The organism is Streptomyces asoensis (genome assembly GCF_016860545.1).
GTDB classification, from domain to species: Bacteria; Actinomycetota; Actinomycetes; order Streptomycetales; family Streptomycetaceae; genus Streptomyces; species Streptomyces asoensis.
Window position 1 is genome coordinate 3,133,145 of record NZ_BNEB01000005.1, and the last position, 17,785, is coordinate 3,150,929.

General features: G+C 72.7%; 18 protein-coding genes. 9 read left to right on the forward strand and 9 right to left on the reverse strand.

Annotated elements, in window-relative coordinates:
* Window positions 1-80 precede the first annotated feature (80 nt).
* From Saso_RS36360 to ilvA, 3 genes are all read right to left on the reverse strand, one after another.
* A complete protein-coding gene (locus tag Saso_RS36360; RefSeq protein ID WP_189920279.1) occupies window positions 81-944 on the reverse strand; it encodes an ABC transporter permease in 864 nt (287 codons plus the stop codon).
* Window positions 941-1,990, reverse strand: a complete 1,050-nt coding sequence (locus Saso_RS36365; RefSeq protein WP_189920281.1) for an ATP-binding cassette domain-containing protein — start codon at window positions 1,988-1,990, stop codon at window positions 941-943. Before Saso_RS36365 ends, Saso_RS36360 begins: the two co-directional genes overlap by 4 nt.
* 182 nt (window positions 1,991-2,172) lie before the next feature.
* Window positions 2,173-3,402 carry a threonine ammonia-lyase gene (gene ilvA, locus Saso_RS36370; RefSeq protein WP_189920282.1) on the reverse strand — a complete coding sequence of 410 codons (1,230 nt, stop codon included), beginning with the start codon at window positions 3,400-3,402 and terminating at the stop codon, window positions 2,173-2,175.
* A gap of 164 nt (window positions 3,403-3,566) precedes the next feature.
* On the opposite strand from ilvA, the gene Saso_RS36375 reads away from it, so the two are divergent.
* The 3 genes from Saso_RS36375 (at window position 3,567) to Saso_RS36385 (ending at window position 4,964) form a co-directional block, all read left to right on the forward strand.
* Window positions 3,567-4,076, forward strand: coding sequence for a MarR family winged helix-turn-helix transcriptional regulator (locus Saso_RS36375; RefSeq protein ID WP_189920552.1), 510 nt, complete (start codon window positions 3,567-3,569; stop codon window positions 4,074-4,076).
* Window positions 4,077-4,206: 130 nt separating this feature from the next.
* On the forward strand, window positions 4,207-4,719 hold the full coding sequence (locus tag Saso_RS36380; protein WP_189920283.1) for a sigma factor-like helix-turn-helix DNA-binding protein: 513 nt from the start codon (window positions 4,207-4,209) through the stop codon (window positions 4,717-4,719).
* Window positions 4,716-4,964: a hypothetical protein gene (locus Saso_RS36385; RefSeq protein ID WP_189920284.1), complete on the forward strand. Its 249-nt coding sequence runs from the start codon at window positions 4,716-4,718 to the stop codon at window positions 4,962-4,964. Before Saso_RS36380 ends, Saso_RS36385 begins: the two co-directional genes overlap by 4 nt.
* Before the next feature lie 25 nt (window positions 4,965-4,989).
* On the opposite strand, the gene Saso_RS36390 is transcribed toward Saso_RS36385, so the two are convergent.
* Window positions 4,990-6,144: a cystathionine gamma-synthase gene (locus tag Saso_RS36390; RefSeq protein ID WP_189920285.1), complete on the reverse strand. Its 1,155-nt coding sequence runs from the start codon at window positions 6,142-6,144 to the stop codon at window positions 4,990-4,992.
* 144 nt (window positions 6,145-6,288) lie between these two features.
* Between Saso_RS36390 and Saso_RS36395 the strand changes: the two genes are divergently transcribed.
* A complete protein-coding gene (locus tag Saso_RS36395) occupies window positions 6,289-7,407 on the forward strand; it encodes a hypothetical protein (RefSeq protein WP_189920286.1) in 1,119 nt (372 codons plus the stop codon).
* A 67-nt stretch (window positions 7,408-7,474) separates the two neighbouring features.
* On the opposite strand, the gene Saso_RS36400 is transcribed toward Saso_RS36395, so the two are convergent.
* From Saso_RS36400 to Saso_RS36410, 3 genes are all read right to left on the reverse strand, one after another.
* The gene (locus tag Saso_RS36400) at window positions 7,475-7,927 is read right to left on the reverse strand and encodes a DUF5707 domain-containing protein (protein ID WP_189920287.1); all 453 of its coding nucleotides are present in this window, start codon (window positions 7,925-7,927) and stop codon (window positions 7,475-7,477) included.
* 164 nt (window positions 7,928-8,091) lie between these two features.
* The gene (gene manD / locus Saso_RS36405; protein WP_189920288.1) at window positions 8,092-9,336 is read right to left on the reverse strand and encodes a D-mannonate dehydratase ManD; all 1,245 of its coding nucleotides are present in this window, start codon (window positions 9,334-9,336) and stop codon (window positions 8,092-8,094) included.
* A gap of 161 nt (window positions 9,337-9,497) precedes the next feature.
* Window positions 9,498-10,970 carry a gluconokinase, GntK/IdnK-type gene (locus Saso_RS36410; protein WP_189920289.1) on the reverse strand — a complete coding sequence of 491 codons (1,473 nt, stop codon included), beginning with the start codon at window positions 10,968-10,970 and terminating at the stop codon, window positions 9,498-9,500.
* Window positions 10,971-11,454: 484 nt separating this feature from the next.
* Here Saso_RS36410 and Saso_RS36415 point away from each other — a divergent pair, with 484 nt between their 5' ends.
* From Saso_RS36415 to Saso_RS36430, 4 genes are all read left to right on the forward strand, one after another.
* Window positions 11,455-11,613, forward strand: a complete 159-nt coding sequence (locus Saso_RS36415) for a hypothetical protein (RefSeq protein ID WP_189920290.1) — start codon at window positions 11,455-11,457, stop codon at window positions 11,611-11,613.
* Between the two features lie 167 nt (window positions 11,614-11,780).
* The gene (locus Saso_RS36420; RefSeq protein WP_189920292.1) at window positions 11,781-12,470 is read left to right on the forward strand and encodes a DUF4389 domain-containing protein; all 690 of its coding nucleotides are present in this window, start codon (window positions 11,781-11,783) and stop codon (window positions 12,468-12,470) included.
* Window positions 12,471-12,543: 73 nt separating this feature from the next.
* Entirely contained in the window at window positions 12,544-13,668 is a 1,125-nt protein-coding gene (locus tag Saso_RS36425) for a serine hydrolase domain-containing protein (protein WP_189920294.1), read from the forward strand.
* Window positions 13,661-14,545: a type 1 glutamine amidotransferase family protein gene (locus tag Saso_RS36430; protein WP_229901181.1), complete on the forward strand. Its 885-nt coding sequence runs from the start codon at window positions 13,661-13,663 to the stop codon at window positions 14,543-14,545. The genes Saso_RS36425 and Saso_RS36430 overlap by 8 nt, the downstream gene beginning before the upstream one ends.
* Window positions 14,546-14,694: 149 nt before the next feature.
* On the opposite strand, the gene Saso_RS36435 is transcribed toward Saso_RS36430, so the two are convergent.
* Window positions 14,695-15,735 carry an NAD(P)-dependent alcohol dehydrogenase gene (locus tag Saso_RS36435; protein WP_189920296.1) on the reverse strand — a complete coding sequence of 347 codons (1,041 nt, stop codon included), beginning with the start codon at window positions 15,733-15,735 and terminating at the stop codon, window positions 14,695-14,697.
* 173 nt (window positions 15,736-15,908) lie between these two features.
* On the opposite strand from Saso_RS36435, the gene Saso_RS36440 reads away from it, so the two are divergent.
* Entirely contained in the window at window positions 15,909-16,814 is a 906-nt protein-coding gene (locus Saso_RS36440; RefSeq protein WP_189920298.1) for a helix-turn-helix domain-containing protein, read from the forward strand.
* 39 nt (window positions 16,815-16,853) lie between these two features.
* On the opposite strand, the gene Saso_RS36445 is transcribed toward Saso_RS36440, so the two are convergent.
* Entirely contained in the window at window positions 16,854-17,654 is an 801-nt protein-coding gene (locus tag Saso_RS36445) for a group II truncated hemoglobin (protein WP_189920300.1), read from the reverse strand.
* Window positions 17,655-17,785 lie beyond the last annotated feature (131 nt).

Genomic DNA, 17,785 nt, shown 5'->3' on the forward strand with positions numbered 1-17,785 from the left:
GCGGCGCCGGGGGCTTCGCGCTGTCCGGTCTCAGGCGCCCGGGACCCGGCGGCCCGGGACTCCGGCGGGTCCGGCCGCGCTCACGCCGTCGCCGAGCGGTACTTGCGGACCGCCAGCGTCCGGAAGATCACGATGATCAGCACCGAGTAGATCAGCGAGGCCCAGACGGGGTGCTGCATGGGCCAGGCGTCGGACTGCGACTGTCCGGGGTTGGCGAAGAGCACCCGGCAGGCCTGCACGGTGGCGCTGAACGGGTTCCACTCGGCGATGTGGCGCAGCCACGGCGTCATGTTGCTGGTGTCGACGAAGGCGTTGGAGATGAAGGTCACCGGGAAGAGCCAGATCAGTCCGCCGGAGGTGGCCGCCTCGGGGGTGCGCACGCTCAGGCCGATCAGCGCGCCGATCCAGGTGAACGCGTAGCCGAGCAGGAGCAGCAGCCCGAAGGCGGCCAGCACCCGGGCGGCGTTGGTGCTCCCGTCGGAGCCGACCCGCCAGCCGACCAGGAGGGCGACCACCGCCAGGACGAGCAGCGTGAGCGCCGTCTGCACGAGGTCGGCGAAGGTGCGGCCGGTGAGCACCGCGCCGCGCGCCATGGGCAGCGAGCGGAAGCGGTCGATGAGGCCCTTGTGCATGTCGTCGGCGATGCCCGCGCCGGCGCCTGCGGTGGCGAAGGTGACGGTCTGGGCGAAGATCCCCGCCATGAGGAAGTTGGTGTAGGCGGTGGCGCTCGTGCTGCCGCCGATCTTCATGGACCCGCCGAAGACGTAGGTGAACAGCACCACGAACATGATCGGCTGGATGAGCCCGAAAATGACCATTTCCGGGATGCGGGACATCCGGATCAGGTTGCGCTGTGCCACGACCAGCGAGTCACGGACGGACTGTCCGAAGGCGTTCGCGGGCTTGGGCGCCGTGCCGCGTGCGGCGTCGGTGACGGCACTCATCTGGCGGTCTCCTTCTCGCTCTGTCCGTCTCGTCGGTTCTTCTCGCTCTTGGTGCTCTTGCTGTTCTTGGCGTTCTCGGTGCTCTCGTCGCTCTCGTCGGGGTTCAGCTCGGCCACGTGGCCGGTCAGCGACAGGAAGACGTCGTCGAGGGTGGGGCGGCGCAGGCCGATGTCGTCGATCTCGATACCGCGGGTGTCGAGTTCCCGGATGACCTCGGCGAGGAGCTTGGCGCCGCCGCTGACGGGCACGGTGAGCTTGCGGGTGTGCTGCTCGAGGGTGGTCTCGCCCTTGCCGAAACCGGCCAGGATCCCGGCCGTCGTGGCGATGTGTTCGCGGTCGTGCACCACGACCTCCACGCGCTCCCCGCCGGTGCGGGCCTTGAGCTGGTCGGAGGTGCCGCGGGCGATGACCCGGCCGTGGTCGACGACCGCGATGTCATGGGCGAGGTGGTCGGCCTCCTCGAGGTACTGCGTGGTCAGCAGCAGGGTCGTGCCGCCGGAGACGAGGCGCTTGATCACCTCCCACAGCATCTGGCGGTTGCGGGGGTCGAGGCCGGTCGTCGGCTCGTCCATGAACATGACCGGCGGGGAGACGACCAGGGCCGCGGCCAGGTCGAGGCGGCGGCGCATGCCGCCGGAGTAGGTCTTGGCGGTGCGGTCGGCGGCGTCCGCGAGGTCGAACTGCTCCAGCAGCTCGGCCGCCCGGGCCTTCGCCGCGCCGGACCTCATCTGGTAGAGCCGGCCGACCATCTGGAGGTTCTCGCGGCCGGTGAGGTATTCGTCGACCGCCGCGAACTGGCCGGACAGGCCGATCGAGCGGCGCACCTCGTTGGGGTGCTTGAGGACGTCCAGGCCGGCGACGACGGCCCGGCCGCTGTCGGGGCGCAGGAGTGTGGTGAGGCAGCGCACCGTGGTGGTCTTGCCCGCGCCGTTCGGTCCGAGCAGGCCCAGTACGGTGCCCTCGGGAACGTCCAGGTCCACGCCGTCCAGAGCCTTTACGTCGCCGAAGGTCTTCACCAGGCCTTCGGCGTAGATGGCACCTGGCATATCAGTCTCCACGTCGTTGAGGATTCTTCGGAAAGCCTAGGTTTGTGCGTTTCGATCCGCCCGGTCAGACGTGAGGGGAGCGGCGTGACACACACCATAACGCGATGTATCGCGTCTCACAATGCTGTTTCTCGAACGAGTGACGACAGGGCCGCCGGCCTCGCCCGGCGCGCTGTCCGGCCTCAGCCGACGACGGTGTAACCGGCCTCGCGCAGGGCCCTGCCGACCTCGGCGCAGTGCGCCGGCCCCTTCGTCTCCAGGTGCAGTTCGACCTCCGCCTCGGTCAGTCCGAGCCGGGGGTCGGTCCGCAGATGGCTCACGTCGAGGACGTTAGCGTCCACCACTGACAACGCCCCCAGAAGCGCGGCGAGGGCGCCGGGACGGTCCGTGAGCCGCACCCGGACGGCCAGGTAGCGGCCCTGCACCGCCATGCCGTGCCGCAGGACGCGCTCCATCAGCACCGGATCGACGTTGCCGCCGGACAGCACCGCGACGACCGGGCCCTCGAAGGCCTCCGGCGCGCTGAGCAGCGCGGCCACCGGGCTCGCGCCGGCCGGCTCGACGACCAGCTTGGCCCGCTCCAGGCAGAGCAGCAGCGCCGCGGCCAGCTCGTCCTCCGTCACCGTGCGCACCTCGTCCACCAGCTCGCCGACGAGGGAGAACGGCACGTCGCCGGGCCGGCCCACCTTGATGCCGTCCGCCATCGTCGCCGGACTGCGCAGCGAGACCGGGCGGCCGGCCGCCAGCGAGGGGGGATACGCCGCGGCCCCCGCCGCCTGCACCCCGACGATCCGCACGTCGGGCCGCAGCGCCTTCACCGCGACCGCGATTCCCGCCGCCAGTCCCCCGCCGCCGATCCCGACGACGATGGTGCGCACCTCGGGGCACTGTTCGAGGATCTCCAGACCGACCGTGCCCTGCCCCGCGATGATGTCCGGGTGGTCGAAGGGGTGGATGAAGACCGCCCCCGTGGCGGCCGCGTACTCCTGGGCCGCGGCCAGCGTCTCGTCGACGACCTGCCCGTGCAGCCGGACCTCGGCGCCGTACTCCCGGGTGGCGCTGATCTTCGGCAGCGGGGCGCCCTGCGGCATGAACACGGTGGAACGCACCCCGAGCACCGCCGAGGCCAGCGCCACCCCCTGCGCGTGGTTGCCCGCGCTCGCCGCCACCACACCGGCGGCCCGCTCCTCGGGGAGCAGCCCGGCGATGCGCACGTACGCGCCGCGCAGCTTGAACGACCCCGTCCGCTGGAGGTTCTCGCACTTGAGGTGCACCGGCGCGCCCACCAGCTGGGACAGATGCCTGCTGCCTTCCATGGCGGTCGCCCGCGCCACGCCCGAGAGCATCTTCTGCGCTCCCCGCACGTCGTCGAGGGTGACGGGGCGCAAGGAGTCAGCCGTGCGGTAGCTCATGACACCAGCATCGCAGTTCACAGGCGGGAACGACCGCTGTGACCAACGTCCGGGACAGGTTTGCGCAGCGCCGGTACGACCCGCCTTCCGGCCGCGTACTCTGTCCCCCATTCCAGCCAGCCCCTTCATGAAGTGAGCCTCCGGCCATGCCCACAACACCTGAAATGTCGATGGACATGACGACCGTCGGTGACAGCGGTCTTCTCGACACGCTTCAGCACGAGGTCGCGGTGTTCGCCCGGCGTGCCGAACAGACCCGGCTCGGCGGCGTCGGGCAGGTGCGCAACTCCATGGACCGCGCCGCGTACCTGCTGCTCAACCGACTGGACAACGAAGGTCCGATGGGCGTCAAGGCGCTCGCCGCGAGCATGGGCATCGACTCCTCCACGGTCACCCGGCAGGTGGCCCCGCTCGTCGACACCGGCCTGGTCAAGCGCACCTCGCACCCCGAGGACGGCCGGGCCGTGGTACTCCAGCTGTCCCCGCGCGGGCAGTCCCGGCTGGAGGAAGTGCGTTCCTCCCGGCGCCAGTTGATGGCGGAGCTGACGGAGGACTGGGCGCCGGAGGAGCGCGAGGCGTTCTGTTCGCTCCTCACCCGCTTCAACACCGCGCTGTCCTCCCGGATGGCCGCCCAGGGCATGCCGGGCGCGGAGCCGTCGTCGGCCGCCTCCTGAGGCCCGCCCCGCGCGCGCGGTGACTTTCCGGCAGGGGGACGCGGCTCTTGACCGAAAGCGTGCCCCTGGCCTCATATGAGACCGGGGCACATGGCGCTCCAGGGGGACGGCGTCAGGCGGGAGGCTCGGTGTGCGAGGCAGGCGTGCGGACCAGGAGACCCGCCGGACGCGGGAGTTCGAGGCGTTCGTCGCCGGAGCGGGCGGGCGGCTGCTGCACGCGGCCACCCTGCTCACGGCCGAGGACGCGGACGCCAACCCGCGCGCCCGGCGCCTGCTGACGCTCGCCCTCGCGCACACGTACGCGTGCTGGGACCGGCTGCACGGCGAGGACCCGTACAACCGGGCCCGTGAGTACCTGGCCACCCGCTTCGCGCACGGCGCCTGGCACCGGTACGGCGCCCTGCCCCTCGGCCGAGGACGCGCGCACCCCGCGGCCGGCCCGCTGGCACGGCTCACCGCGCAGGAACGTCTCGTGCTGGTGCTGCGGCTCTACGAGGGGGTCGCCGACGAGCAGGTGGCGGCCCTGCTCGGGCTGCCCACGGAACGTGTCCGCACGGTCTGCGACCGGGCCATGGCGACGCTCCTGCATCCGCCGCGCGGACCCGCGCCCGCGGTGCGCCGGGCGAAGGCGGCGGCCTCGTGAACCGGCCCGAGCGGGAGGCCGCCGTACGCCGCATCATGGAGCGGACGCCCCCGCACGTGCCGACCGGCCTTCATACCGACGTCGTACGCCGGGGCAGCCGTATCGTGCGCCGCCGCAGGACCGTCCGGCGGCTGCTGTGGCTGCTGCTCTGCGCGGCCACGGTGGCGTTCGTGGTCTGGGCGGCGGTGGCCCGGCCCTGGGTGGAGCCGCCGTCGCAGACGACTCCACCGCTCACCGGCTGGTGATCCGCCGGGGGCCGGGACCGGGCGGCTAGCCCAGGGCCTGCTGGAGGTCCTCGAGGAGGTCGTCGACGTTCTCGATGCCGACGGAGAGCCGGACGAGGTCGCCGGGCACCTCGAGCGCCGAGCCGGCCACGGACGCGTGCGTCATGCGCCCGGGGTGCTCGATGAGGGACTCGACGCCGCCCAGCGACTCGCCGAGGGTGAAGACCTTGGCGCGGTTGCAGACCTCGACGGCCGCCTCCTCGCCCCCGGTGACCCGGAAGGAGATCATGCCGCCGAAGGCCCGCATCTGCTTGGCGGCGACCTCGTGTCCGGGGTGCTCGGGCAGACCCGGGTAGAGCACGCTCGTCACGCGCGCGTGGCGGGTCAGCATCTCGGCGACCTTGGTGGCGTTCTCGCTGTGCCGGTCCATGCGCACCGACAGCGTCTTGGTGCCGCGCAGCACCAGCCAGGAGTCGAAGGGCCCGGCGACTGCGCCCATCGCGTTCTGGTGGTAGGCCAGCTCCTCGCCGAGCTCCGCGTCGGCGGTGACCAGCGCGCCGCCGACGACGTCAGAGTGGCCGCCCATGTACTTGGTCAGGGAGTGCACCACGACGTCCGCGCCGAGTGACAGCGGCTGCTGAAGGTACGGCGTGGCGAAGGTGTTGTCGACGACGAGGCGGGCCCCGGCCTCCCGGGCGACCTGCGCGACGGCGGCGATGTCGGTGATGCCGAGCAGCGGGTTGGAGGGGGTCTCCACCCACACCGCCTTGGTCTTGGGGGTGATCGCGGCCCGCACGGCCGAGGGGTCGCTGGTGTCGGCCACCGACCACTCCACGCCCCAGCGCGCGACGACCTTCGCGAACAGCCGGAAGGTGCCGCCGTAGGCGTCGTTCGGGATCACCACGTGATCACCGGGGCTGAGCAGCGTACGCAACAGGCAGTCCTCGGCCGCCAGTCCGGACGCGAACGCGAGGCCCCGGCGGCCGCCTTCGAGGGCGGCGAGGTTCTCCTCGAGGGCGGTCCTGGTCGGGTTGGCGCTGCGGCTGTACTCGTAGCCGCCGCGCAGACCGCCGACGCCGTCCTGCTTGTAGGTCGAGACCTGGTAGATCGGCGGGACGACCGCGCCGGTGAGGGGATCGGCGGTGTTGCCCGCGTGGATCGCGAGGGTCTCGAAGTGCTGACTGATGTGCCTGTCGCTCATGGGCACCGAGCGTAGTCCGCTCACGGGCGTGGTGCGGGACGGCGGGGGGCGCGCAGGCGGGGGAGGCGGGCTCGGCCGCCCGGGTTTTCCACAGGTTCGGGGACGGGTTGGCCAATTGTCGGCGCGGTCTGGTTCGCTTGTCCCATGGAGATTCTGTTCGTGCTGGTCGCGGTGCTCATGGTCGGCTTCGTGCTGCTGCCGTTCCTGCGGCGCAGGCGCGGCATGATCGAACAGGTCCCGGTGGACCACCCGGACGCCGCGGACCCGGCCGCCTACGGCTTCGCGCGCACGGAGGAGCTGGACATCCGCATGCCGGGCCCCGACCAGGACCTGCTGGACGTCCTGGACGTGGTGCAGCACACCCAGGACTACCGGGCCGCGCAGCAGCTGCTGGCCGGCACGCCCGTCGAGGGCGAGCTGCGCTGGCAGCGCGTGCAGGCCTTCGCGGGCGCGGCGGCGCTGGAGCTCCAGCAGCGGCCGGGCGGCGTCGGGGAGACGCCGGGCGGGCAGTGGCTGCGGGTGTGGCGCACGGAGGCGCCGAAGGATCCGGGCGGCGCGGCGGTGCAGGCGGAGTTCCTGGCGCAGCAGGCGTGGCGGACGTCGACGCGGGGCACGGACGACTTCCGGATCATCATGGAGGAGGCGAAGGACGCCTGCGGGCAGGCCGCGCTGCTCTCCCCCGACGACCCGGTCCCGTACGTCGTCGAGCTGTCGGTGGCCCGGGGTCTTCAGTACTCGCAGTCGCAGTTCGAGCAGCTCTGGCTCCAGATCCTGGACCGGTCCCCGGCCCACATGGGGGCGCATCTGGCGGCCCTGCACTACTGGTGCGAGAAGTGGCACGGCTCGCGCGAGCTGGCCTACTCGTTCGCCGAGGCCGCGGCGGCGAGGGCGCCCAAGGGGTCGCTGCTCGCGGCGATGCCCCTGTTCGCCGTCTTCGAGCACCTCCCCGAGGTGAACCTGGTGCGCGGGTTCTACGAGAGCGAGGTCGTGACGAAGGCGATGCACGGCGCGCTGTACGCGGTGCACGCGGCCCGGCACGACGACCCGATGCTGGCGCACGTCCGGCACCTGCTGATCTTCTTCCTGGTACGCGCCGAGCGCTGGTCGGAGGCGATGAGCCAGCTCGTCCACGTGGACGGTCATGTGGGCGCCCTCCCGTGGACCCTGTCCCCCGACCCGGCCGGCGAGTTCGCGGTCTACCGCGCGCTGGCGGTGGCGGGCTACGAGGCCAACGGCGGCAGCCCGGCGACGCTGCCCCACTGACCGTCCGCGCGGAGCGCCTCCCGCTCCGGGGCGAGGACGGCCGGGGCGAGGGGACCGGCCGCCGGGATCACCCGATCCTGAAGTCGGCCGCCTCCCTGTCCAGGGTCGTGCTGCCGTCCTGCGCGGTGGCCAGGACCGCGACGTGCCAGACGCCGTGCGGCGACGACTGGGCGTCGGCCAGGGTCACCGTGGTGGTGTAGGTGCAGCGCGCGGTGTCCTTCCCGGCGGGCTTGCAGACGGCCGACTCCACCGCGGCCATGTCCTTCTCCGTCAGCCCTTTCTCGGCGAACTCCGAGTCCGCCGGCCACGCGAGGACCTTGACGTTCTTGACGCCGGAGGAGGCCTTCACCTCGGTGACGAAGGTCAGCGAGCCGTCGCGCTGCGCGCCGGGGGCGGTGTAGCGGGCGGTGCTGTGCGCCAGCGCCGGGGGCTGTTCCCCGGCGTGGGCGACGGCGAAGGCACCGGCGCCCCCGAGGACGACGACACCGGCGGTCACGGACAGGGCAACGCGTCGGGACATGGGATTCTCCGCAACTGTCTCAGCTGGTTCGGGCCGCCGCTTCCCGGCTGCTCCACTGGGAGGATCCTCGCCGCGCGGCCGTCCGCCGGACATGAGCACGGGTACTCAACTCGGTCTGGGTAGCCGGGCTTTGGTACGGGTGCCGGTGCCGTCCCCCCCCCGGTTCACCAGTCGTGCAGGGTGCCGTCCGTCAGCCTGTTGACCGGCAGGTACGCCGGTTCGTACGGGAAGCGCCGGGCCGCCTCGGTGTCGAGTTCGACCCCCAGGCCCGGGGTGTCGGACGGGTGCAGGAGGCCGTCCTCGAACCGGAAGGACGTGCGGAAGACCTCCAGCGTCCGCTCGGAGTGCCGCATGTACTCCTGGATGCCGAAGTTGTGCACGGCCAGGTCCAGATGGAGCGCCGCCGCCATGCCCACCGGGGAGATGTCGGTGGGGCCGTGCATCCCGGACCTGATGCCGTAGACGTCCGCGAGGTCCAGCAGCTTCTTCATGGCGGTGACGCCACCGGTGTGGGTGACGGCGGACCGCACGTAGTCGATCAGCCGCTCGCTCAGCAGCGTGGTGTAGTCGTGGACCGAGTTGAAGACCTCCCCGATCGCCAGGGGTGTCGTCGTGTGCTGCCGGATCAGGCGCAGCGCCGCCTGGTCCTCGGCGGGTGTCGCGTCCTCCAGCCAGAACAGGTCGTACGGTTCCAGCGCCTTGCCCAGCTGGGCGGCCTGGATCGGCGTCATCCGGTGGTGCCCGTCGTGCAGCAGCGGCAGTTCCGGACCGAACTCCGCGCGGACCGCCTCGAAGACGGCCGGCATGTGCCGCAGGTAGGCGCGGGTGTCCCAGGTCTCCACGGCGGGCAGGGGGCGTCCGCCGACGGCGGCCCGGCGCGCGGGCTCGTAGTCGTAGCGTTCCTCGCCCCGCGCGCCCGAGTCCGCCACCCCGTACACCGAGTCCAGGCCGGGGATGCCGCTTTGCACACGTATCGCGCGGTAGCCCAGCTCCAGATGCTCGCGCACGGAGTCGAGGAGTTCGGGAATGTCACGGCCCGAGGCGTGCCCGTAGGCCAGGGCTCCCCGGCGGGAGGCGCCACCGAGCAGCTGGTACAGGGGCATGTCGGCGCACTTGGCCTTGATGTCCCACAGCGCCGTGTCCACGGCCGCGACGGCCGCCATCGTCACGGGGCCGCGCCGCCAGTAGGCGCCCCGGTAGAGGTACTGCCAGGTGTCCTCGATGCGGGAGGCGTCGCCGCCGAGGATCAGCGGGATCACGTGGGCGTCCAGGTAGGCCTGAACGGCCAGTTCACGGCCGTTCAGCGTGGCGTCGCCGAGGCCGGTGACGCCGTCCTCGGTGGTGATGCGCAGGGTGACGAAGTTCCGTCCCGGGCTGGTGACGATCACCTCGGCGGACGCGATCCGCATGGCGGTCCCCTCTCATCGGTCGGGTCGAACGGTCAGGTCGGCGGTCTGATCGTTCCGATCGGCGGTCTGATCGGTCTGATCGGTCTGATCGGTCTGGACGGACGAGCCACCCGGCGGGACCGGTCGCCCACCCGGCGGGACCGGTCGCCCACCCGGCGGGTTCAGCCGGTCGGCGAGGCGTGCGGTGTGTGCGGCCGTGCGCCGCGGGCCAGTCCGGTCTGGATCTCCGCGACGATGCGTTCGACCGGCAGGGTCGCGTCGATCGCCATGCCTGCCTCGTCCTCCTCCAGCGGTTCGAGGTCCGCGAACTGCGAGGCGACCAGGGAGGCGGGCATGTAGTGCGCCTTCCGGGCGGCGACCCGGGCCGTGGCCTCGTCCTGGCCGAGCACCAGGTGCACGAAGAACGCGTCGGGGCGGGCGACCCTCAGCATCTCCCGGTAGATGCGTCTGAGGGCCGAGCAGGTGACGACCAGCCCCTCCTCCGCACCCGCGGCCCGCATGCGGCCCGCTACGGCGGCCAGCCACGGGCTGCGGCTGCGGTCGTCGAGCGGCTCCCCGCGCTCCATCGACTCCACGTTGCGCGCGGGATGGAAGTCGTCGCCCTCCTCGAACGGCGTCCTGAGCGACTCCGCCAGGCAACGGCCCACGGTGGATTTGCCGGACCCGGTCACCCCCATCACCACGACGGGGGCGCGGCGGGCCCGGACCAGTGCGGTCATGGTGTCCCGGAAGCCGTCCCGGTGGGCGGCGGGCAGGCCGCCCACGTCGAACAGGTCGAGGCCCGCGCGCAGCCGGTCGAGGACCGCGGGGTCCTGGAGCCGGCCGCCCCGGATCTCGGCGAGGATGGCTTCCGCGAAGGCCTCGGACGCCGTCGCGATCCCCTGGTCGACGGCGTACGCGAGACCCATGTGCAGCCACATGGCGATGGGTTCGGGCCGCAGGGGATAGCGCTGCACGGTGTCGGCGCCGACGAGGCCACGGGTGGACGCGACCGTGCGGGCGTCCCGGCGGCCGCCGGCCCAGTCGCGGTCGATGCGGTGGTTCAGCGCCATGACGACCGGGTGGGAGAGTCGCAGGAAGAGTTCGTTGCGCGAGCCGGCCAGCAGGGTGCGGTGGAAGGCGGCGTCGACGTCCCGGAAGCGCTGGCGGATCGCGGCTCCTTCCCGCGGCTCGGCGAAGTCCGGTTCCTCGCTCAGGGCGAGCAGGGTGCGGGCCCGGCCGGTCAGGTCGTGGCAGATCTCGGCGGACCTGCTGAGCGCCGCCAGCCGGGCCGCCCGCGGCTCGATGACCTCCCGCAGCTCCGTGAGCGAGCGCATCTGGCTGTCCGGGGCCACCTCCAGACGCCACGCGATGACGTCCGGGTCCAGCAGGTCCCAGCGCCGCAGCGCCTGGACGGTGGCGCCGACCCGCGGCTGGAGGTTGACCAGGCCCTTCTGATGCAGCGTCTGGAGGACCTCGCGCGCCATGGGCCGGGTGATGCCGAACTCCTGCATGACGGCGTCCACGGTGAGGTGCCGGTCGCGTGGTTTGCCGCCCTCGACGATCTGACAGCCCAGCAGCTGCACCACTGCGGCGGTGGATCCGCGGAGCGCGTCCTCGGACTCCACGGGAGCGTCTGATTCAGCACCAGTCATGCCGTCGACGGTATGTCACAGTGCCTGTCTGGTCACCGGTGCGGACCGATCCGGTCGACGCGCGAGGAAGCACGGACGGCCCAGGGGGCGCACTACGGAGCGCGCGGCGGGCCGAAGCCGTCCCGCGTGCCCCTCCCTGAGGATTGATGACACATCAGACAGCTTCTCTGATAGCGCTCAAACGCATACGGTGGTCCTCATTCGAGAGGTTCCGGTGGCGCCGGAACCGGCCGGCGTGCGTCCCGACGGACGTCACCCGGCCGGCCCCGGCGCGCGGCGGCCGTCGGCCGAACGGCTGCCCCGTCCCTTCCTGACGCAGCCGCGGGAGCGCCCCTTGTCCGAACCGACCTCACCCACGCCTACCCCCGCCCCCACACCCCCGCCGACGCCCTCGTCGGTGCCACCGCAGTCACCGTCACCGACGCCACCCCAGGCGCCCCAGGCGCCCCCGTCGCCCGCCCCCTTACCCTCCTCGCCCGAACGGTTGTCCCTGCGCTGGGCCCTCATCCTGCTGGCCGCGGTGGTGGCCGGCCTGGTCGCGGGGCTGCTGACCTATGCCCGGTCGGGCGACTGGCCCGGCTCGCTCATGGCCGCGTTCGGCGCGAGCGGCGCCACGCTCATGGGTCTTCCGCTGCTGGTCTGAGGCAAGGCGGGAGCCGCGCTCGGCGGCCGGCCGGGCCCGGTCGCAGCGGGCCACCACCTGTGCGAGCCTGAATCCATGATCAGGAAACCGTCCGGCCGCCCGCCCGCCGGGGTGTGGACGGGGTCGGTGGCCGCCGGGACGGAACCGCCCGAGAGGAGCTGATCCGCATGAATCCGGTCCCCGGCTCGCCCGTGCGCATCGAGGGGTTCCTCGATCCGCGGTTGTCCAGATGGCTGTGGCTGGTGAAGTGGCTCCTCGCCGTTCCGCACTACATCGTGCTGTTCTTCCTGTGGATCGCGTTCTTCTTCGTGACCGTCGTGGCGTTCTTCGCCATCCTGTTCACCGGCCGGTATCCGGCCTCGCTCTTCGACTTCAACGTCGGTGTCATGCGCTGGAACTGGCGGGTCGCCTACTACGCCCACACGGCGCTCGGCACCGACCGCTACCCGCCGTTCACGCTGGCCGAGGTGGCCGACTACCCGGCGCACTTCGACGTGGCCCGTCCCGAGCGCCTCTCGCGCGGCCTGGTCCTGGTGAAGTGGTGGCTGCTCGCGATCCCGCAGTACATCGTCGTCGGGATGTTCGTCGGCGACTGGGGCTGGGGCGACCCGGACCACTGGCACGGCGGCGGCCTGGTCCCCTTCCTCTCGCTGGTCGCGGTGGTCGTCCTGGCCTTCACCGGCCGCTACCCCGTCCACCTCTTCGACTTCCTGCTCGGGCTGGCCCGCTGGGTGGCGCGGGTGGCCGTGTACGCGGCGCTCATGACCGACGTGTATCCGCCGTTCCGCCTGGACATGGGCCCCCGGGGCACCCCACCCCCGATGACCGGCACCGAGACGGCCGAGCCTGGCCGGTAGCGGCGGCGGGCCGGTGCCCGCGCGCGGAAATTCCGGTTGCCCCGGGTGGTGCGGCGGGGGCTCAATGGCGGGCATGGCTGAGATCCGGGGTTCGTACGACGATCTGTTCACCGCCGTGCCCACCGCGTTGTCCGCGCTGCTGGACGCCGGGGACGTGGGCGGCTCGGTGGCCGTGTTCGTGGACGGTGAGCCGGTGGTGGACGTCTGGGGCGGGTTCGCCGACGCAGCGCGCGAGGTCCCCTGGCAGCGGGACACGATCGTCAACGTCTGGTCCGTCACGAAGACGATGACGGCGCTGTGCGCGCTGGTCCTGGCCGACCGGGGCGCTCTCGACCTGGACGCGCCGGTCGCCCGGTACTGGCCCGAGTTCGCGGCCGCGGGCAAGGAAACGCTGCTCGTGCGGCACACCCTCTCGCACACGGCGGGGCTGCCCGACTGGGACGGTCCGGTGGCGGAGCTCTTCGACTGGCCGGCCGCGACGGCCCGGCTGGCCGGGCAGGCTCCGCGGTGGGTGCCGGGGACCGCGGCCGGGTACCACTCGCTCACCCAGGGCTTTCTCGTGGGCGAGGTCGTGCGCCGGATCACCGGACGCGCGCCGGGCGCCTTCTTCGCCGAGGAGATCGCCGGTCCGCTGGGCGCCGACTTCCACATGGGGCTGCCGGCCGAGCTCGACCACCGGGCCGCCCCGACGGTCCCGCCGCCGTCCCGGGACGAGGACTACGTCGCGGGTGCGGCGAACGGCGCCTCGACCGCCGCCGGGTCCGCCGGCACCCCGACCGCGATCCGGCTCCGCGACGGCAACAGCCTGGCCTGGCGGCGGGCGCAGATCCCGGCGGCGAGCGGCTTCGGCAACGCCCGCTCGGTCGCGCTCGTCCAGTCGGCGATGGCCTGCGGGGGCGCGGTGGGCGGCGTACGGCTGCTGTCGCGGGCGGGCTGCGAACGCGCCTGGGAGGAACAGTTCGGCGGAGAGGACCGTGTCCTGGGCATGCCGATCAGCTGGGGTCTGGGCTACGGACGCTTCGGCGGCACCTACGGGTGGGGCGGCTGGGGCGGCTCGACGGTCATGATCGAACCCGAGGGCCGTGTGGTGGTGGCGTACGTGACCAACCAGATGCGCGAACCCGCGCAGGACACCCGGGGGCTGGACCTGCTGATGGCCGCCCACGACGGCCTCGGGGGGCTGCGGGCCGATGGCTGAGACGACGGGGGGAAGCGCGGTGCCGAGCAGCGAGGCGGAGCCCGCCGGCGGTGACGGCGGACGCGGCGGCGGTGCCGTCGGCGGCCCGGTGTTCCTGGTCGGGGGCGGGTGGGACGAGGCGGCCGCCGGGATCGTCCACGGACCGTTCCTGCGCGCCGCGGCGGAGGCGTCCGCGGCGGCGCGCCCGCCCGGCGCACCGGCCGGGGCCGGGACGGCGCCCCGGATCCTCTGTGTGATCGTCGACGAGGGCGACGGGGCCGGACAGTTCGCTCGCTGGGAGGCCGCGCTGCGCACGGTGGGGGACTGCGCTCCCCTGCCGCTGCTGGTGCCGATCGGCGAGCGGCTGGACGCCGGTACGGTCCCCACGGACGTGGACGGGGTCCTCGTCTGCGGTGGGCTGACGCCCGCGTACCACGAGGCGTTCGGCGGGGGCCCCTCGTCGGCACCGTTCCTGCCCCCGGCACTCGCCCGGCGGGGCATCCCGTACGCCGGGTTCTCCGCGGGGGCGGTGATCGCGGCCCGCGACGCGGTGATCGGGGGCTGGCTGGTCGACGGGGCGGCGGTGTGCCCGCCGGACACCGCCGAGGACCTGGAGGAGGTCGACGTGCGCCCGGGGCTCGGGCTCGTGCCGTTCGGGGTGGACGTCCACGCCGCTCAGTGGGGGACGCTGGGGCGGCTGGCCGCGGCCGTCGCGGGCGGGCGGCTCGCGCACGGGGTGGCCGTCGACGAGAACACCGTGGTGGAGGTCGGTGGCGGGGCGGGTGACGGCCACGCGCGCGTGGCCGGGCTCGGACGGGCCCACCGCGTACGTCCCGCCCCGGGCGGCGGAGTCCTCGTACGGTCCTACGGCGACGGCGAGGTGTTCCCGGCCGTCTGACGCGGCGAAGGCCGTCCGACCGGACGAAGGCCGCCGGACCCGCTCCCGCGAGGACACCGGCGCCCCGCGGGGACGGCGAGGGCCCCCGGCGGCGTGTGCCGGGGGCCCCACTCACGGTCGGCGGACGGCCGGGGCCGTCGGCGGGTCCGTCAGATCGTCGACGTGTCGATCACGAAGCGGTAGCGGACGTCGCTGGCGAGCACCCGCTCGTACGCCTCGTTGATCTGGTCGGCGCCGATCAGCTCGATCTCGGCGCCGAAGCCGTGTTCCGCACAGAAGTCCAGCATCTCCTGGGTCTCCTGGATGCCGCCGATGCCGGAACCGGCGAGCGTCTTGCGGCCGCCGATCACCGAGAACAGGTTGAGCGCGACCGGCTCCTCGGGCGCGCCCACGTTCACGAAGGCGCCGTCCGTGCGCAGCAGGGCGAGGTAGGCGTCCAGGTTCAGCGGGGCGGAGACCGTCGACAGGATGAGGTCGAAGGTGCCCTTGAGCTCCTCGAAGGTCTTCTCGTCGCTGGTGGCGTAGTAGTGGTCGGCGCCCAGCTTCAGGCCGTCGTCCTTCTTGCGCAGCGACTGCGACAGCACGGTCACCTCGGCGCCGAGGGCGTGCGCGATCTTGACGCCCATGTGCCCGAGGCCGCCCATGCCGAGGATCGCGACCTTCTTGCCGGGGCCGGCGTTCCAGTGCTTGAGCGGGGAGTACGTGGTGATGCCGGCGCAGAGCAGGGGCGCGGCCTCGTCGAGCTTGAGGCCCTCGGGGATGCGCACGACGTAGTTCTCGTCGACGACGATCTTCTGCGAGTAGCCGCCGTAGGTGGGCTCGCCGTCCTTGCCGACGGCGTTGTACGTGCCGACGCCGCCGCCCGTGCAGTACTGCTCGAGGCCGGCCTTGCAGTTGTCGCACTCGCGGCAGGAGTCGACGAGGCAGCCGACGCCCACGCGGTCGCCGACGGCGAACTTGGTGACGCCGGGGCCGACCTCGGACACGACGCCCGCGATCTCGTGGCCGGGCACCATCGGGAATATCGCCTCGCCCCAGCCCTCCCTGGCCTGGTGGATGTCCGAGTGGCAGATTCCGGCGAACTCGATGTCGATCAGGACGTCGAACTCGCGCACCTCTCGGCGTTCGATCGTCGTGCGCTCCAGCGGAGCCTTGGCGGCGGGTGCTGCGTACGCGGCTACGGTGGTCATGCCGGGGATCTCCTAGCGGGGGGTTCGTGTTCCGGCCTGCCTTCCGGCCGGGTACGACGTTCAGCCTGCCCCATCGCCGGGGATTCACCCAGGTCACGCCTCTGCGTACGTCTGCTGTGCCTACCACTGGCGGGGTCAGGCTGGTGGGCGTACGACCGGGAATACTGGACGCCATGGACGAACGCCCCGAACCGACCGGCGCCCCCCTGGACCGGCGTGCCGAGCTCAGCGAGTTCCTGCGTACCCGGCGGGCGAGGCTGAAGCCGGAGGACGTGGGGCTGGCCTCCTTCGGGCGGCACCGCAGGGTGCCGGGGCTGCGGCGCGAGGAGCTGGCCCAGCTGGCCGGGGTGTCCGTGGCGTACTACACGCGCCTGGAGCAGGGCAACGGGCGCAACGTGTCGGCGGAGGTGCTGGACTCGATCGCCAGGGCGCTGCGGCTGTCCGACGCCGAGCACGCGCATCTGACCCACCTGGCCAAGCCCAAGCACAAGAAGAAGCAGAGCGGGCCGCCCCAGCAGGTGCGCCCCGCGCTGCGGCAGCTGCTGGACACCATGGACTCGGTGCCCGCGTACCTGGTCGGGCGGCGCACGGAGATCCTGGGCTGGAACCGGATGGCGGCGGCGCTGTTCGGCGACTGGGCGGAGCTGCCGGTGGCGGAGCGCAACTGGGCCCGGCTGGTCTTCCTGCGCCCCGACTACCGGGAGCTCTTCGTGGACTGGGAGCAGAAGGCGATCGACATCGTCTGCGCCCTGCGCATGGACGCCGGCTGCTACCCGGACGATCCGCGGCTGTCCGCGCTGGTGGGCGAGCTGTCGGTGAAGAGCGAGGACTTCCGGCGGCTGTGGGCGACCCACGACGTCAAGGAGAAGAGCCACGGCGTGAAGCGGCTGAGGCATCCGCTGGTCGGCGAACTGTCCCTCAACTTCGAGGGGTTCAGGCTGACCGGGGACGGCGAACAGACCATGGTGACGTATCACGCGGAGCCCGGGTCGGCCTCGGCGGAGGCGCTGCGGCTGCTGGCCAGCTGGGGTACGGACGCGACCCGGGCGGGGACCGGCTCCCAGACGCCCTCCGTCTGAGAGCCCCTTGCCGGGAGTCCCTCCCCCGCCCGGCGGACGTCAGCCGCGGTACGGCGGGGTGACGCCCCATCCCCAGCGGGGCACGGGCTGCTCGGCGGGCGGCTTCGCGTCCGGTCCGGAGAAGTGGACGGCGAGCCGGGTGCCCCATTCCACGTAGGCGAGGAACGCCGAGCGGAACTCGGCGTCGGTCGGCAGTCCCGCCTCGTCGGCAGCGTCCTGCACCAGTTCGACCCAGCGGCGGCGCTGGGGCTCGGTGATGCCCCGTCCGAAGTGCTTGGCCACCATGTGGCTGTGGCCGCCCTGGGTCGCCGAGTAGGCCGCCGGGCCGCCGAAGACCTCCGCGAGCCAGAGCGCGACGTGCTCGGCGTGCTCGGCGGCGAGGCCCGCGAAGACCGGTGCGAGCAGGTCGTCCCGGAGCACCTTGGCGTAGAACACCTCGGTGAGCCTGGTGAAGGCCTCGGCCCCGCCCGCCCACGCGTACAGCGTGGGCACGGCGGAGCCCTGACCGCGTACCGAGGTGGCCTTGTAGTGCCGCATCTCGTCGATGTCCCCGACGTAGGGCCGGATCTCGGCGAGGAAGGCGGGGAACAGGTCCGAGGTGCGGAAGCCCTCCAGGTGGTCCTCGGTCGACGTCCAGGTGATCCGCAGGATGAAGTGACCGAAGTCCTCCTCGCAGCGGGCGAGTTCGTAGTCGACGCAGTGCGGGGAGGCCGCGAGTTCCCGCGCGGCCCGGGTGTACGCGGCCAGGAACTGCGCGGAGCGCTCCTGCGGGATCCGGTACCGGATGTACTCGACCGTGGTGCGGGGTGCGGCGGACGTGGCTGTCTCGGGTGCGGTCATGGGACCACGCAAACACGGCGGGCCCCGCGGAGGCGCGTCTTCCGCCGTCCGTTCGCTCAGCGCACACTCCGCCGCGGGCACCCGCGGTGTCCCGCCCGGCCGGCGGGCCGGGCGGGACGGCGCGGGGTCAC

Excerpts from the sequence above, each read along its gene's own strand:
- Saso_RS36360 (WP_189920279.1), bottom strand. The coding sequence starts at position 944 with ATGAGTGCCGTCACCGACGCCGCACGCGGCACGGCGCCCAAGCCCGCG.
- Saso_RS36375 (WP_189920552.1), top strand. The coding sequence starts at position 3,567 with ATGTCGATGGACATGACGACCGTCGGTGACAGCGGTCTTCTCGACACG.
- Saso_RS36445 (WP_189920300.1), bottom strand. The coding sequence starts at position 17,654 with ATGACCGCACCCGAGACAGCCACGTCCGCCGCACCCCGCACCACGGTC.
- Saso_RS36425 (WP_189920294.1), top strand. The coding sequence starts at position 12,544 with ATGGCTGAGATCCGGGGTTCGTACGACGATCTGTTCACCGCCGTGCCC.
- Saso_RS36410 (WP_189920289.1), bottom strand. The coding sequence starts at position 10,970 with ATGACTGGTGCTGAATCAGACGCTCCCGTGGAGTCCGAGGACGCGCTC.
- Saso_RS36390 (WP_189920285.1), bottom strand. The coding sequence starts at position 6,144 with ATGAGCGACAGGCACATCAGTCAGCACTTCGAGACCCTCGCGATCCAC.
- Saso_RS36395 (WP_189920286.1), top strand. The coding sequence starts at position 6,289 with ATGGAGATTCTGTTCGTGCTGGTCGCGGTGCTCATGGTCGGCTTCGTG.
- manD (WP_189920288.1), bottom strand. The coding sequence starts at position 9,336 with ATGCGGATCGCGTCCGCCGAGGTGATCGTCACCAGCCCGGGACGGAAC.
- ilvA (WP_189920282.1), bottom strand. The coding sequence starts at position 3,402 with ATGAGCTACCGCACGGCTGACTCCTTGCGCCCCGTCACCCTCGACGAC.
- Saso_RS36435 (WP_189920296.1), bottom strand. The coding sequence starts at position 15,735 with ATGACCACCGTAGCCGCGTACGCAGCACCCGCCGCCAAGGCTCCGCTG.
- Saso_RS36430 (WP_229901181.1), top strand. The coding sequence starts at position 13,661 with ATGGCTGAGACGACGGGGGGAAGCGCGGTGCCGAGCAGCGAGGCGGAG.
- Saso_RS36420 (WP_189920292.1), top strand. The coding sequence starts at position 11,781 with ATGAATCCGGTCCCCGGCTCGCCCGTGCGCATCGAGGGGTTCCTCGAT.
- Saso_RS36440 (WP_189920298.1), top strand. The coding sequence starts at position 15,909 with ATGGACGAACGCCCCGAACCGACCGGCGCCCCCCTGGACCGGCGTGCC.
- Saso_RS36400 (WP_189920287.1), bottom strand. The coding sequence starts at position 7,927 with ATGTCCCGACGCGTTGCCCTGTCCGTGACCGCCGGTGTCGTCGTCCTC.
- Saso_RS36365 (WP_189920281.1), bottom strand. The coding sequence starts at position 1,990 with ATGCCAGGTGCCATCTACGCCGAAGGCCTGGTGAAGACCTTCGGCGAC.